Below are 12,978 nucleotides of genomic sequence, written 5' to 3'. Positions count from 1 at the left end.
GATGGTGGCGTCGAGCATCATTGCGGAGGGGTCGCACGGCCCGATTGCAGGCGACAGGCGGCATAAGGCGGCACTCCTGCGCATGATCCTGTGTGTCGCACTTGGCCTGTCCGTCCTTGTCGGGCTTGGCTGGGGTGCGGCGGGTGATACCGATGTGATCGGCGCACTTCTGGCGGGGCTGGGGATCGGTGAGGCCTCCCTGCGCGACATGACGATTATCTGGGACATTCGGATGCCGCGCGTGTTGACCGCCGTTCTGGTCGGGGCGTCGCTGGCAGTGTCGGGTGCGGTGATGCAGGGGCTGTTCCGCAACCCGCTCGCCGATCCGGGCTTGGTCGGCGTGAGCGCAGGCGCGGGCTTCGGCGCGGTGGCGGCCATCGTTCTCGGCGGCTTTCTCCCCGCAGCAATCTCGGCCATCACGGGTCACTACCTCGTGCCATTCGCCGCTTTCCTCGGCGGTTGGACCTCAACCCTGATCCTTTACCGCATTGCCACGCGCGGCGGGCGGACCTCGGTGGCGACCATGCTGCTCGCGGGCATCGCGCTCGGTGCGCTTACGGGCGCGCTCACGGGGTTCATCGTCTACAAGGCCGACGACAACCAGCTGCGCGACCTGACCTTCTGGGGCATGGGGTCGGTGGCTGGTGCGACATGGGCGAAGATCGCGGTGGCGGGGCCGATCATCATGCTCGCGCTCCTGACCGCCCCCTTTCTCGCCCGCAGTCTCGATGCGCTCGCGCTCGGTGAACCCGTTGCGCGGCACATGGGGATCGACACGCAAAAGATGAAACGGCTCGCCATCGTTTCGGTCGCGGCCTCGGTGGGGGCCTCGGTCGCTATCACGGGTGGCATCGGCTTCGTCGGTATCGTGGTGCCGCATCTGCTGCGGCTCTTGCAAGGCCCGGAGCATCGCAATCTTCTGCCCAATGCGGCGCTTTTCGGTGCGGTGGTCCTGTTGCTGTCCGATATGATCAGCCGCGTCGTCGTCGCCCCCGCAGAGCTTCCCATCGGGATTGTGACGGCCAGCCTCGGCGGTCCGTTCTTCCTGTGGATCCTGTTGAAAAACCGTTCCCTTCTGGAGGGTTGAGAATGATCACCTGTCGGTCTCTGAGCGTTCATCTTGGCGGGCGCAATGTCCTCGAAGACGTGGATTTCCGCGCCCAAGCGGGCGCGCTTACCGCGATTGTCGGCCCCAACGGGTCGGGCAAAACCACGCTTCTGCGCGCGCTCACGCAGGAGCAAATCTATACGGGCGAGGTGCATTTCGACGGCGCGTCTTTGGCTGATCTCAGCCCCGTCGAACTGGCCACACGGCGCGCGGTTCTTCCGCAATCGGCCAATATCGCCTTTCCCTTTACCGTGCTCGAACTGGTCCGCCTCGGTCTCACGGCAGGGCTGTCGACGGGGGATCTGACCGCCCGCGATCACCTGCCGACCCGTGCGCTCGAAAGGGTCGGTCTTCACGGGTTCGAGGGGCGGCTGGTGCAAGACCTGTCTGGCGGCGAGCGTCAACGCGCGCAACTCGCGCGGGTCTTGGTGCAAATCTGGGAACCCGTGCTGGATGGTCAGCCGCGCTGGCTGTTCCTTGATGAGCCGGTCTCCGCGCTCGATATCGGGCACCAGTTGATGATTATGTATGTGGCCAAGGATTACGCCGACGCGGGCGGCGGGGTGGTCGCCGTGATGCACGATCTCAACCTGACCTCCATGTTCGCCGATCATGTTGTCCTTCTGGGCAATGCGCGGGTTCAGGCCAGCGGGTCGCCGCAGGATGTGCTGACCGATCACGCGCTCTCGGCCTGTTACGGCTGCCCGCTGCGCACCAATACGCCACCGCCGTCGGGCCGTCCGTGGATCTTGCCGCAGGCCGCCGAACGCATGGGGGTCTGAGACAGGGAGTTGGTTATCCCCGCACAAGAGAAAGCGCGGCCATTTTGCAAGGGCCGCGCTTTGAGCAAGGGGGTGTCGGGGATCACTTCGTCAGAATGAGTTTGTTCAGTCGGGTGATCCGTAGGGTGTAGGCCTGACCGTCGTGAAGGATCTGGGCCACCTGACCGCCGCCCGTGAGTTTCTCGGCCTCGTGAACGGGGGTCTTTGTCGGGGCGGATTGTTCCTTGATGGTCATTTGAGGCCTCGTGAAAGGGCAGTTTCGTCGAAATCGTTGATCATGCGGTCGACCAGTTGCGAGGACGGCCAGCCGTGAAAAAACGCCTGCGACAGCGCCTCGTATTTGTCGTTCCAGGTCAGTGGTTCGGGCGTTTTACGGGTGTTTTGGTTTGAGTGGTCCATTTTGCGTTTTCCGTTTCATGTCGCGATTCATCTTGTGCGAATCTTCAATTCTTATTGTTTTACTCAACTATCGCATTTAGGCCAAAACAGGCGAAATAATCAACAATAGTGGCACTTTTATTTCTGATTAATTTTGTAGGCTATTGCAAGGAGCCGCGTCTTGTGGTTTCTGACGCTCAGTGTTCCAGCCATGAAGCTGCGGCTTCTCGCAAGATCCACACCCCCACAATTTCGGAGAAACGTCGTGCGATCTCTCATTGCATTCATGGCGGCCATTTCCCTGCCGCTTTCCGCGTCCGCCCAAGGCGCAACACCCCGACTTGCCGTCGAACTCAACGCGGCTGAGTCCGTCGAGGCGGGGTGCCGTCTGTCCTTTCACACCACCAACTCTTTTGATGCCGATCTGGAGAGCCTGATCCTCGAAGCGGTGCTGTTCGATGCGAACGGGCAGGTTGACCAGATGACCATGCTGGACTTCGGCGCGATCCCCGCGAACCGCTCCCGCGTGCGCCAGTTCGTGCTGGGCGGCGAGGACTGCGCGGGCCTCGGCGCGCTTTTGATCAATGGGGCCGCGACCTGTGATGGAGAGGGGCTGACGGTCGCGTCTTGCGACAAGGCCATGCAGTTTACCTCGCGCACGGAAATCGAGGCTGCCCAATGATGAACCTGCTGTCCGAAACGATTACCCGAATTGCCGATCTCGGCGGGCCTGTCGTTCTGATCCTGATTGCCGTGTCGATCATGGCCACGGCGGTGATCCTCTTCAAACTCTGGCAGTTTTTCAGCGCGCGTGTGGGCCAGCACCGGGCGCTGAAGGAGGCGGTCGAGGCATGGGATCGTGGCGAGGTGGAGGTAGCAAAGACACATCTGCAACGCTCGCGCAGCTACCTACGCGCGGTGTTGGATCAGGCGATGTCGGGGCAAACCGATAGTGCACGCCTTGAGGCCGAGGCCGAGACACGGTTTGCGCGATTGGAAAGCGGGTTCCGCTTCCTCGACAGCGTTGCGCAGATGGCACCGCTCCTTGGTCTTTTCGGCACGGTCCTTGGGATGATCTCCGCCTTTCAGGCGCTCCAGTCGGCAGGATCGCAAGTCGATCCAACCGTTCTTGCGGGCGGGATATGGGTGGCGCTTCTGACCACTGCCGTGGGGCTGGCCGTGGCGATGCCAACGGCGCTGATCCTGAGTTGGCTGGAAACCCGAATGGAGAAAGAGCGCGTCTTTGCCGAACGCGCGGTGCATACCATCCTGTCACCGACACGGACGCAGGCCGATGCGTAAAAAACCGCGCGCCAGGCAGGTATCTATGACGTCTTTGATCGACGTTATCTTCCTGCTTTTGCTGTTCTTTATGCTGACGTCCACCTTCTCGCGCTATGCGGAGGTGGAGCTTGCCTCCCCCGCGGGCGCGGGCGGGGCGGCCAAGGATATCAAGCCTGTCTTCGTGCAACTCACTCCCACGGAGGTCACGGTGAACGCGCGTCCCGCGAGCCTTGAAACCCTGCCGCTACGTCTACAAGCAGACCGCCCGACGGGTGAGGAGGTCACGGTTGTCGTCGCGCTCAAGGGTGAAGTAACGGCGCAACGCCTGACCGACATGTTGATCGTTTTGAAAGGCGTGGACGGCGTGCGTCCGCTCCTCATGGGGGCGTCATGAAACGCAGGGTGAAGAGGAAGGCAGAACCGACCATCGCGTTGATCAATGTGGTGTTCCTGATGCTCGTGTTCTTCCTGATCGCGGGCACGATTGCGCCGCCCGTTGATCCTGATTTGAAACTGATCCGCACGGCTGATCTTGATGTGGTCTCGCCCCCTGACGCGCTGGTGATCGGAAGCGATGGCACGTTGAGCTATCGGGGGGAGCCTCTGGCCCAAGCGGCCGACTATCTGGACCTCGCGCCGCAAAATGCGGGCACGGTGCGCATTCTCCCCGACCGAGACCTTGATGCGACTGCGCTGATCAAAGTGGCGGCGGACCTCAAGGGCGCGGGGGCCGAGCGTATTGTGATCGTGGGCGAGCGAAATGCGAATGGAGAGATGCAATGACCCTCACAAGAGCCTTCGTAAAATTCACCTCCCTGAGCGCGGCAGTTTTCGCTCACGGGGCGGTAGCAATGGTGCTGGTGTCGCAGCTAGCCATCGAGATGGAGGAGGCGCAGGGCGGCGCGGAGGTGGCATTGGGATCGTCTTTTGCGGATATGGCGGCGGGCACGCTCAGCGCGGCCACGCCACCAGATACGATGGTTGAGCCCGAGGATCACGCCGAGCCGCTTGAGGTCGAGCGCCCTGAAGTCGATGCCGCCGAGCAACCTGAACCGCTAAAGACCGAGCAGCCCCAGACGCTTGCCGCGGAACCGGCGAAGCCGCTCGCTGCTGTTCAGGGGACTGTCCCGATCCAGCCAGTGTCGCGCGCCACTGTTGCGGCTGAGCCGCCCGAGACAACGATCAAGGCGGAACCCGAAAAAGAGGCGCCGAAACCCAAACCCAAACCCGCGCCCGAAAAGGAAAAGCCCAAGGTCGAGAAAAAGGCACCGCCCAAGCCCAAGGGCAACGCCGAGGCCAATGCACGGGCAGGGGATGCGAGCGGGAAAACGGAGGCAAAAGCTGCCGCGCGAGGCAATCAGGGCGCGTCCAAACAGTCGGGTAACGCCGCCGCTTCGAATTACCCTGGCAAGGTGATGCAGAAACTGTCGCGCGTCCCGCGTCCGCGTGTGCGCTCGAAAGGGGCGGCGGTTGTCACATTTACCCTGTCGGCAAGCGGCGGGCTGGCCAGCGCCACGATCACGAAAAGCTCTGGATCGAAAGAGTTGGACCGTGCAGCCCTGACGGTCGTCAAACGGGCAAGCCCCTTTCCCGCACCTCCCGCAGGCGCGCTGCGCCAGTTCTCGGTGAGTATTTCGGGCAAGTAGGTGTGACGAATGAGGCGTGTTTGTCCCCGATCTGCCTGCGCGGGTCTCACACTCACGCCGTAGCGCGATAGACAAGCTCGGCCTTGAAGGCACATTCCTGTGCCGCCACACCCTCGCTCTTTGTCGGCGACAGAAGCTCCAGCGCCTTTTGCGCCAGTTCATCAATCGGGAGCGCAATTGTCGTCACGCCCCCTTGAATCCAGCGGTAGAAACTGGGGTCGCCATAGCCCACGAAAGCCACGTCGTCGGGCATGGATATGCCTGCTCTCAGGCAGGCATCCAGTGCGCCGTTGGAGATCTCGAAGCCGCCGCAGACAATGGCACTTGCATTCACCTCGCCAGAAACAACTGCCTGCGCACAGGCGGCGCCGACTTCGAAAGTGGGGGCGGCGGTCTGGATCAATTCGGGCGCAACGGGCAGCGCGTTCTCTTCCATTGCCTCGATAAACGCCGTCTGACGCTGCCGCCCCGATGACAGTGCGGCGTGCGCCCCAAAATAGGAAATCCGCTTGTGGCCTTTCGCGGCAAGATGGTGGACCGCCTCTTTGATCGCGCCCGTGTCCTGAACGACCAGCGAATCCGTGTCGAAGGGTAGGGCACGTTTGCGGATGAACTGGACCGTGTGCATCCCTTGATAGAGCCGCGCGTCCGCCTCCCCTTCGGCGGGGGCGGGGACGGTGATAAAGGCACTGGCATCAAGCTCGCGCAGCTTGCGCATGGCGATCAACTCACGTTCGGGGTCGTCGTTGGTCAGATGCGTGATGAGGTGCAGGTCGCTATCCTCGCAAAGCAGCGCCAGCGTGTTTGCGAAGCGGGCGTAGAATTCGTTGACGAGGTTCGGCACGATCAGCCCGACAATCCGTGTGCCATCCCCGCGCATGGCCGTAGCCGCAGCACTTTTGACGTAGCCAAGTTCGGCGGCCCGTTTGCGGACAAGCTCGCGGGTTTCGCGCTTGACGTTGGAGCTATCGGAAAGGGCGCGGGACACGGTCATGTGCGAAATCCCTAGGTCTTGTGCCAGCGTCTTGATGGTAATTCTTCCCGACACGATCCGATCCTTCTTCATCGATTGGGGGTATCATACAGGAGGGCAGGGAGGTTGACAAAAGCCATGCCTGCCACCGCGAGGGTGCCGCGAAATGCACGCGGTATTCCGTCTGCATTAAGGTTGGTGTTCGACGATGCGCGCCCCAATTTCTGATGCACGGGTCGAAACGTTTTGACCTGATCTCGGCCTCCGTGTTAGGGACGGCGCGCTATGCGGGCCAGAGGATCCATATTCCCAATGAAAGCGGTGCTTTGGCTTGTCCTTGCGCCGTTTTTCCTCACGTCCCTCGTTGCGGATGCGGTGATGCCTGTGGCCACGGCAGATGGCCTGACGATGACCCTGTGTACTGGCGAAGGGGTTGTCGAGATCACCATTGATCCAGCCACGGGACAACCCGTTGAGAAGAGCGACACCTCCTCCTCGCAACGCTGTGACTGGGCTGCCGCGCAGCATGTGGCTGCCTTCCTTGAGACCTCTCTGCCGCGTGCAGCGGAGGGGCGCGAAATCCCACTTGAACCTGCCCTTGCGGTGACAACTCTCGTGGCGGCGCGCCGAACTGGCCTGCCGCCCGCGACAGGGCCGCCGTCGGCTATCCGAGATCAGAACAAAACATAATCTCAGATACCGAACGAGGACAGAAAATGTCGGATATTACTCCCGGGGCTGCGGCTCCGAACGCGCAGGCTGCGCGTAAATTCTATTTCATTGCATGGCGTTGGCACTTCTACGCTGGTCTTTATGTCATCCCCTTCCTGTGCATGTTGGCCCTGACCGGGCTCACCATGCTGTGGATTTCATGGAGCGCGGGGCTCGGCGGCGAACGTATCGCCGTGACACCCGCAGGCGAGGCACTGCCCGTCTCCACACTCCAGACTGCCGCCGAAGCGGCGGTGCCCGAGGCCGAAACCGTCCAATACATCGCTCCCCTTGCTGCCGACCGTGCTGCGGTTTTCGTGGTCAGTGCGGACGGAGCCAAAACGGGCGTCGCCCTTGATCCCTACCTTGGAGAAGTTGTCAAAACCTTTCCGTGGCGCGCGGGCTGGTATGACTTTGCCAATGATGTTCATGGCACATTGATGCTCGGCACCTTCGGCGACAGGCTGATCGAAATCGCGGCGAGCCTTGCGCTCGTGCTGGTCGTCAGCGGTCTCTACCTCCACTGGCCGCGCGACGGGGCGGGTTGGCGCAAGATGCTGGTGCCGCAGCTTTCGGCCAAGGGGCGGGCTTTCTGGAAGTCCCTTCATGGTGTGACAGGCTTTTGGATTTCGCTTGTGCTGGTGCTCTTTCTGCTTTCCGGCCTGAGCTGGGCTGGCGTGTGGGGCACGAAGATGGTGCAGGCTTGGAACACCTTCCCCGCCGAGAAATGGGCCGCGCCCGCATCGGATGTGACCCATGCCTCCCTCAACTCAGGCCCGACGGAAGAAGTGCCGTGGGGATTGGAACTGACGCCGATGCCAGCATCGGGGTCGCTTGAAGGCGTTGCCGCGATCAGTGGTGCCGTGACCGTCGACAAGGTCGCGGCATTCGCGCAGGCGCTCGACTTCAACGGGCGTTTCCAGATCCACATGCCCAAAGGGGAGACAGGTGTCTGGACGGTCAGCCATGACAGCATGTCCAATGACGGTCCGAAACCCACCCAAGACCGCACGATCCACATCGACCGCTACACGGGCAATATCCTCGCCGATGTGCGCTTTGCCGACTACACGCCCTATGCCAAGGCGATGGCGGTTGGCATTGCCTTCCACGAGGGGGATCTGGGTCTGTGGAACCTCGCGCTGAACACGCTGTTCTGCCTCTCGGTTCTGCTGGTCTCGGTTTCGGGTCTGGTGATGTGGTGGAAGCGCCGCCCCGCCGCCGCGCTCCGTCTCGCCGCTCCGCACCGCCCGCAGGACTTGCCGTTCTGGAAAGGAGCGGCGGTGCTCGTCATCGCGCTCGGGATCATGTTCCCGATGGCTGGCGCGGCAATCGTGGCAGTGTTGTTGCTCGACGCGACACTGTTCCGCGCTGTCCCCGCAATGAAACGTGCTGTGAGCTAACGACCACGCGCCCGATTGCACAGCCGTGCGTTGGCGTATGATAACAGCAGGTCGGCGGCCACGCATTACGCGGGTCGCCGACTTTTTGCGATTGGAGACGTAGGCTGGAAGGCAGGGCAGGGGGTGCATGCCCTATCTTGCATAGACCACTTCGGTGCCCCAGTTCGCGCAGGAAGCGGCGAGGTCGGGCACGACTTCTTGATCCGTGAAAAACGCATCCACATCCGCAAGCGAGGCGATCCGCGCCGGCGCGCTGCGGGCAAATTTCGTGTGATCGGAAATTAGGTAGGTCTTGCGGGACTGGCGCAGGATGGTTTGGCTAACATTGACCTCCTGAATGTCGAAATCGAGAAAGTCTCCGTCCTGGTCCAGCGCGGAACAGCCGATCACCGCGAGGTCGAATTTGAACTTCTGGATGGTCTGCGCCGCCAAGGTGCCGACCAGCCCGCCGTCCGAACGGCGCAAATGCCCGCCGGTCACAATGACTTCGCAATTGGGGTTGGTGGCGAGAATATTGGCCACGTTCATGTTGTTGGTCACAACCATCAGGCCTTCGTGCTGGAGCAACTCCTGCGCAACCGCCTCCGTGCTTGTGCCGATGTTGAGAAACAGGGAGATGCCGTTGGGGATGCGTGCGGCACAGGCCCGCGCGATGGCGGTTTTCGCGTCGGCATTGAGGAGGCGGCGGTCTTCGTAGCCAATGTTCGACGTGCCTGAAGGCATCACCGCCCCGCCATGCACCCGTTCCAGCCGTCCCTCATCTGCAAGTTCGGACAGGTCGCGGCGGATCGTCTGAAGCGAAACGCCGAAATGCTCGGCCAGACCTTCCACCGTCACTTTCCCTGTCTTTCGGGCGATCTCGATGATTACGGGATGGCGGAAGTTATTGGACATATCGGTTCGCTTTGGCTCGTTTTTGCTAAGTTCCTCCTACAAGACCCCATTATTTCCTCGCGAATCCAGTCGATTCTTTCCCGAAGTGCAGAAAAATACGGAAAAAGGGCATGATGGATACAGGGCATGTTCGCAATTCGATCACGCAACGCATTGAAACTCCCTGCCATTTTGAAAAACGAACAAAACCGAAAGAAACGACTTGCGAGTTTGATCTGTTCGCGTGTAAATTTTTGCGAAGACACGGAGGGCTGAGTGTGAGCGGACAGGAAGTTTCGAATCCGGTCGATCTGTTTGTGATCGGCGGCGGTATCAATGGCTGCGGAATTGCGCGTGACGCCGCAGGGCGCGGATATTCCGTGACGCTTGCGGAGATGGACGATCTCGCCTCCGCCACTTCGTCTGCCTCAACCAAACTGTTTCACGGCGGGTTGCGCTATCTGGAGTATTTCGAGGTGCGACTGGTGCGCGAGGCGCTGATCGAACGCGAAGTGCTGTTGCGTGCCATGCCGCATATCAGCTGGCCCATGCGGTTCGTGCTGCCCTATCACAAGGACATGCGGTTCGAGGCGGAAACACCGACCTCCAAGTTGCTCTCCGTCGTGATGCCGTGGATGAAGGGCCGCCGCCCTGCATGGCTGATCCGTTTGGGCCTGTTCCTTTATGACCATCTGGGCGGGCGCAAAATCCTGCCTGCGACCCAGACCCGTGATCTGCGGGGCTCGCCAGAGGGTGCGCCACTGCAAGAACGGTTTGCCAAGGCTTATGAATATTCCGATTGCTGGGTTGAGGATTCGCGTCTCGTCGCGCTCAATGCCCGCGATGCCGAGGCACGCGGGGCGACGATCATGACCCGCACCAAAGTGACCCATGCCGCCCGCGAAGGCGATTTGTGGCGCATTGAGGTGCAAGACATGGAAAGCGGCGCGACGCAGACCCATTACGCGAAAATGCTGGTGAATGCGGCGGGCCCGTGGGTTGGCGATGTGATCCACGAGACGATTGAACTGCCCTCGAAAGAAGGCGTGCGCCTCGTGCGTGGCAGCCATATCGTGACACGTAAGCTCTACGATCACGACAAATGCTATTTCTTCCAGGGCACCGACGGGCGGATCATCTTCTCCATTCCTTACGAGACGGATTTTACCCTGATCGGCACCACGGATGCGGAGCATCGCGACCCGTCCGAGAAACCCTACTGCACCGATGAGGAACGCGATTACCTGATCGCCTTCGCCAACAAGTATTTCAAAGAGCCGATTTCTGCGGAAGATGTGGTTTGGAGCTATTCCGGTGTGCGCCCGCTCTATGACGATGGCGCGTCTTCGGCGACAGCGGCCACGCGGGACTATACGCTCAAGGTGGATGCGACCGCTGGTGCGCCAGTGCTGAATATTTTCGGCGGCAAGATCACGACCTATCGTCGCCTTGCCGAAAGTGCGCTTGAAAAGATTTCCGAACACCTGCCGGACACGAAGGGCCCGTGGACGGCGGGTGTGCCTCTCGCGGGGGGTGACTTCCCTGTCGACGGCGTTGCGACCCTCGTGGAGCAACTGTGTGCCCGCTACCCGTTCCTGACTGACCGCTGGGCCAAACGTCTGGTGCGGGCCTACGGCACGGAAGCGCAAGAGGTGCTCGGAACGGCGAAGACCGTCGAGGATTTGGGCGAGGATTTCGGTGCGACGTTGAGCGAGGCCGAGGTGGTCTGGCTCATGGAGCATGAATATGCGCGCACCGCCGAAGATGTGGTCTGGCGGCGCTCAAAGCTTGGGCTTCGGCTCGACGAAGAACAGATCGCGACACTTGGGCAATGGATGAAGGCCCGACGCGAACAGGAAGTTGCCGCACAATAGAGAGAGTGACCAGACCGAATTCTAGCGCGGGGAAGAGGGCCTAATGACGCTGGAATTTCAGGGTGTGGAGAAGACCGTGGAGGAGCAGACACATATAGCTCCGACGGATTTGATGCTCTAAAAAGGCACGATGAATGTACTGCTTCGCTATGGCCCTTCAGGGCTATTGCCTTGAAGAGACAAGACAACTGACACTGGCAAACCCTCGGGAGGATGTGCGTGACCTATATTCTAGCCATTGATCAAGGAACAACCTCGACGCGGGCGATCCTGTTTGACCAGAGCCTGTCTGTGACGGCCACCGCGCAAGAGGAATTTACACAGCATTTTCCCCAAAGCGGTTGGGTCGAACATGAGGCCTCCGATCTGTGGTCCACCACGGCGGCCACCTGTCGCTCGGTGATCGAGAAAGCGGGGATTGGCGCGCAGGAGATTGTGGCCCTTGGGATCACCAACCAGCGTGAGACCACCTTGGTCTGGGACCGCGCGACCGGTAAGCCTGTTCATAACGCCATCGTCTGGCAGGACCGCCGCACCTCGGAATTTTGCAAGGGGCTCAAGGCGGAAGGTTTTGAAGAGGTGGTAACGGAGAAGACGGGGCTTTTGCTTGATCCTTATTTCTCCGGCACAAAACTGGCGTGGATTCTCGACAATGTGGAGGGCGTGCGCGCCCGTGCCGAGGCTGGAGAACTGGCGTTTGGCACGGTAGACAGCTGGCTGGTGTGGAACCTGACCGGCGGCAAGCGCCATGTGACGGACGCCACCAACGCAGCCCGCACGATGCTCTATGACATTCGCAAGGGTCGCTGGTCGCAAACCATCTGTGAGCGGTTGAATATTCCGATGAACATGCTGCCCGAAGTGCAGGATTGCGCGTCAGACTTCGGGGAAACCCGTGCCGATCTCTTTGGCCGCGCGATCCCGATCCTTGGCATCGCGGGCGACCAACAGGCTGCTACCGTGGGTCAGGCCTGTTTCCAGCCCGGTATGCTCAAGTCAACCTATGGCACCGGCTGCTTTGCGCTGTTGAACACGGGCGACACACCGGTGCGCTCGCAAAACCGGCTTCTGACCACCATCGCCTATCAACTGGACGGCAAGCCGACCTATGCGCTGGAAGGCTCGATCTTTATCGCGGGCGCCGTGGTGCAATGGCTGCGTGACGGGTTGAAGATCATCCGCGAGGCGAAGGAGACACAGCCCTTGGCCGAACGCGCCGACCCGACGCAGGAGGTGGTTCTGGTCCCCGCCTTCACAGGGCTGGGTGCGCCCTACTGGAATGCCGAATGTCGCGGTGCGGTGTTCGGGCTGACCCGCAATTCCGGCCCCGAGGAATTCGCCCGCGCGGCGCTTGAAAGCGTGGGCTATCAGACCCGCGATCTTCTGGAGGCAATGCATGCGGATTGGCCAGGCGCGTCTACAACCGCGTTGCGGGTCGATGGCGGGATGAGCGCGTCGGATTACGCCATGCAGTTCCTTTCGGACATCATCGCAGCCCCCGTCGATCGCCCGAAGGTGTTGGAAACAACTGCCATGGGCGCTGCGTGGCTAGCAGGCCAGAAGGCGGGCTTCTATCCAAATCAGGAAGAGTTCGCCGCCACATGGGCATTGGAGCGCCAGTTCCATCCGCATATGGCCGAGGACGTGCGCAAGACGAAATACGACAGCTGGAAACGCGCGGTCGACGCCACGATGCGGTTCTGACCGAAGGGACGTTTCGGAGCGTTTCAGAAAAACCCCACGCGTCCAATTTACGGACGCGTGGGGTCGTTGTCGTGCGCACTCCCGTCAGGCGTGAACGCGTCAGCGCGGCTAAATCCCTCTCGCGAGAAGAAGTGAAAACGATGCCGGCGCAATCTCGTTGCTAAAGACACGCTCATTGCGTGATGTGGGGATTACCTCCCAGCCCTAAATCCCGAACGATGCCGCTTCCGCTTCGGCATCTT

15 protein-coding genes are annotated in these 12,978 nt (G+C 61.1%); 11 read left to right on the top strand and 4 right to left on the bottom strand.

The features are described 5' to 3' along the window. Position 1: 1 nt before the first annotated feature. Complete coding sequence (locus ACN0SC_RS02945) at positions 2–1,087, top strand: FecCD family ABC transporter permease (RefSeq protein ID WP_417248157.1); 1,086 nt, start codon at positions 2–4, stop codon at positions 1,085–1,087. 2 nt (positions 1,088–1,089) lie between these two features. Then, positions 1,090–1,890 (top strand): heme ABC transporter ATP-binding protein, encoded by an 801-nt coding sequence (locus ACN0SC_RS02940; RefSeq protein WP_417248156.1) that lies wholly within the window; start codon positions 1,090–1,092, stop codon positions 1,888–1,890. A gap of 82 nt (positions 1,891–1,972) precedes the next feature. On the opposite strand, the gene hemP is transcribed toward ACN0SC_RS02940, so the two are convergent. Together hemP and ACN0SC_RS02930 are read right to left on the bottom strand one after the other, a co-directional pair. Then, positions 1,973–2,125: a hemin uptake protein HemP gene (gene hemP, locus ACN0SC_RS02935; RefSeq protein WP_417248155.1), complete on the bottom strand. Its 153-nt coding sequence runs from the start codon at positions 2,123–2,125 to the stop codon at positions 1,973–1,975. Further along, entirely contained in the window at positions 2,122–2,289 is a 168-nt protein-coding gene (locus ACN0SC_RS02930; protein ID WP_417248154.1) for a hypothetical protein, read from the bottom strand. The genes hemP and ACN0SC_RS02930 overlap by 4 nt, the downstream gene beginning before the upstream one ends. A gap of 244 nt (positions 2,290–2,533) precedes the next feature. On the opposite strand from ACN0SC_RS02930, the gene ACN0SC_RS02925 reads away from it, so the two are divergent. The 5 genes from ACN0SC_RS02925 to ACN0SC_RS02905 are packed head-to-tail and all read left to right on the top strand — an operon-like array spanning position 2,534 to position 5,198. Further along, positions 2,534–2,950, top strand: coding sequence for a hypothetical protein (locus ACN0SC_RS02925; protein ID WP_417248153.1), 417 nt, complete (start codon positions 2,534–2,536; stop codon positions 2,948–2,950). Beyond that, positions 2,947–3,570, top strand: coding sequence for a MotA/TolQ/ExbB proton channel family protein (locus tag ACN0SC_RS02920; RefSeq protein WP_417248152.1), 624 nt, complete (start codon positions 2,947–2,949; stop codon positions 3,568–3,570). The genes ACN0SC_RS02925 and ACN0SC_RS02920 overlap by 4 nt, the downstream gene beginning before the upstream one ends. Continuing rightward, entirely contained in the window at positions 3,563–3,946 is a 384-nt protein-coding gene (locus ACN0SC_RS02915; RefSeq protein WP_417248151.1) for a biopolymer transporter ExbD, read from the top strand. Before ACN0SC_RS02920 ends, ACN0SC_RS02915 begins: the two co-directional genes overlap by 8 nt. Continuing rightward, on the top strand, positions 3,943–4,335 hold the full coding sequence (locus ACN0SC_RS02910; protein ID WP_417248150.1) for an ExbD/TolR family protein: 393 nt from the start codon (positions 3,943–3,945) through the stop codon (positions 4,333–4,335). Before ACN0SC_RS02915 ends, ACN0SC_RS02910 begins: the two co-directional genes overlap by 4 nt. Then, positions 4,332–5,198, top strand: a complete 867-nt coding sequence (locus ACN0SC_RS02905; protein WP_417248149.1) for a TonB family protein — start codon at positions 4,332–4,334, stop codon at positions 5,196–5,198. Before ACN0SC_RS02910 ends, ACN0SC_RS02905 begins: the two co-directional genes overlap by 4 nt. A gap of 52 nt (positions 5,199–5,250) precedes the next feature. Here the strand turns inward: ACN0SC_RS02905 and ACN0SC_RS02900 are convergent, their stop codons facing one another. Continuing rightward, entirely contained in the window at positions 5,251–6,246 is a 996-nt protein-coding gene (locus tag ACN0SC_RS02900; RefSeq protein ID WP_417248148.1) for a LacI family DNA-binding transcriptional regulator, read from the bottom strand. 237 nt (positions 6,247–6,483) lie between these two features. On the opposite strand from ACN0SC_RS02900, the gene ACN0SC_RS02895 reads away from it, so the two are divergent. Further along, positions 6,484–6,861 carry a hypothetical protein gene (locus tag ACN0SC_RS02895; protein ID WP_417248147.1) on the top strand — a complete coding sequence of 126 codons (378 nt, stop codon included), beginning with the start codon at positions 6,484–6,486 and terminating at the stop codon, positions 6,859–6,861. 26 nt (positions 6,862–6,887) lie between these two features. Further along, positions 6,888–8,285, top strand: coding sequence for a PepSY-associated TM helix domain-containing protein (locus ACN0SC_RS02890; protein ID WP_417248146.1), 1,398 nt, complete (start codon positions 6,888–6,890; stop codon positions 8,283–8,285). 132 nt (positions 8,286–8,417) lie between these two features. Here the strand turns inward: ACN0SC_RS02890 and ACN0SC_RS02885 are convergent, their stop codons facing one another. After that, positions 8,418–9,179, bottom strand: coding sequence for a DeoR/GlpR family DNA-binding transcription regulator (locus tag ACN0SC_RS02885; RefSeq protein ID WP_417248145.1), 762 nt, complete (start codon positions 9,177–9,179; stop codon positions 8,418–8,420). Positions 9,180–9,436: 257 nt separating this feature from the next. Between ACN0SC_RS02885 and glpD the strand changes: the two genes are divergently transcribed. Together glpD and glpK are read left to right on the top strand one after the other, a co-directional pair. Next, positions 9,437–11,032 carry a glycerol-3-phosphate dehydrogenase gene (gene glpD / locus ACN0SC_RS02880; protein WP_417248144.1) on the top strand — a complete coding sequence of 532 codons (1,596 nt, stop codon included), beginning with the start codon at positions 9,437–9,439 and terminating at the stop codon, positions 11,030–11,032. 219 nt (positions 11,033–11,251) lie between these two features. After that, entirely contained in the window at positions 11,252–12,736 is a 1,485-nt protein-coding gene (gene glpK / locus ACN0SC_RS02875) for a glycerol kinase GlpK (protein ID WP_417248143.1), read from the top strand. Positions 12,737–12,978 lie beyond the last annotated feature (242 nt).

It is taken from the genome of Celeribacter sp. (genome assembly GCF_048261515.1).
GTDB lineage: Bacteria > Pseudomonadota > Alphaproteobacteria > Rhodobacterales > Rhodobacteraceae > Celeribacter.
This window is presented reverse-complemented; position numbering and strand designations above follow the sequence as displayed.

What these genes read in the sequence shown, in the direction of transcription:
- ACN0SC_RS02945 (WP_417248157.1), top strand. Translation starts at nt 2, where the DNA reads ATGGTGGCGTCGAGCATCATTGCGGAGGGGTCGCACGGCCCGATTGCA.
- ACN0SC_RS02940 (WP_417248156.1), top strand. Translation starts at nt 1,090, where the DNA reads ATGATCACCTGTCGGTCTCTGAGCGTTCATCTTGGCGGGCGCAATGTC.
- hemP (WP_417248155.1), bottom strand. Translation starts at nt 2,125, where the DNA reads ATGACCATCAAGGAACAATCCGCCCCGACAAAGACCCCCGTTCACGAG.
- ACN0SC_RS02930 (WP_417248154.1), bottom strand. Translation starts at nt 2,289, where the DNA reads ATGGACCACTCAAACCAAAACACCCGTAAAACGCCCGAACCACTGACC.
- ACN0SC_RS02920 (WP_417248152.1), top strand. Translation starts at nt 2,947, where the DNA reads ATGATGAACCTGCTGTCCGAAACGATTACCCGAATTGCCGATCTCGGC.
- ACN0SC_RS02915 (WP_417248151.1), top strand. Translation starts at nt 3,563, where the DNA reads ATGCGTAAAAAACCGCGCGCCAGGCAGGTATCTATGACGTCTTTGATC.
- ACN0SC_RS02910 (WP_417248150.1), top strand. Translation starts at nt 3,943, where the DNA reads ATGAAACGCAGGGTGAAGAGGAAGGCAGAACCGACCATCGCGTTGATC.
- ACN0SC_RS02905 (WP_417248149.1), top strand. Translation starts at nt 4,332, where the DNA reads ATGACCCTCACAAGAGCCTTCGTAAAATTCACCTCCCTGAGCGCGGCA.
- ACN0SC_RS02895 (WP_417248147.1), top strand. Translation starts at nt 6,484, where the DNA reads ATGAAAGCGGTGCTTTGGCTTGTCCTTGCGCCGTTTTTCCTCACGTCC.
- ACN0SC_RS02890 (WP_417248146.1), top strand. Translation starts at nt 6,888, where the DNA reads ATGTCGGATATTACTCCCGGGGCTGCGGCTCCGAACGCGCAGGCTGCG.
- ACN0SC_RS02885 (WP_417248145.1), bottom strand. Translation starts at nt 9,179, where the DNA reads ATGTCCAATAACTTCCGCCATCCCGTAATCATCGAGATCGCCCGAAAG.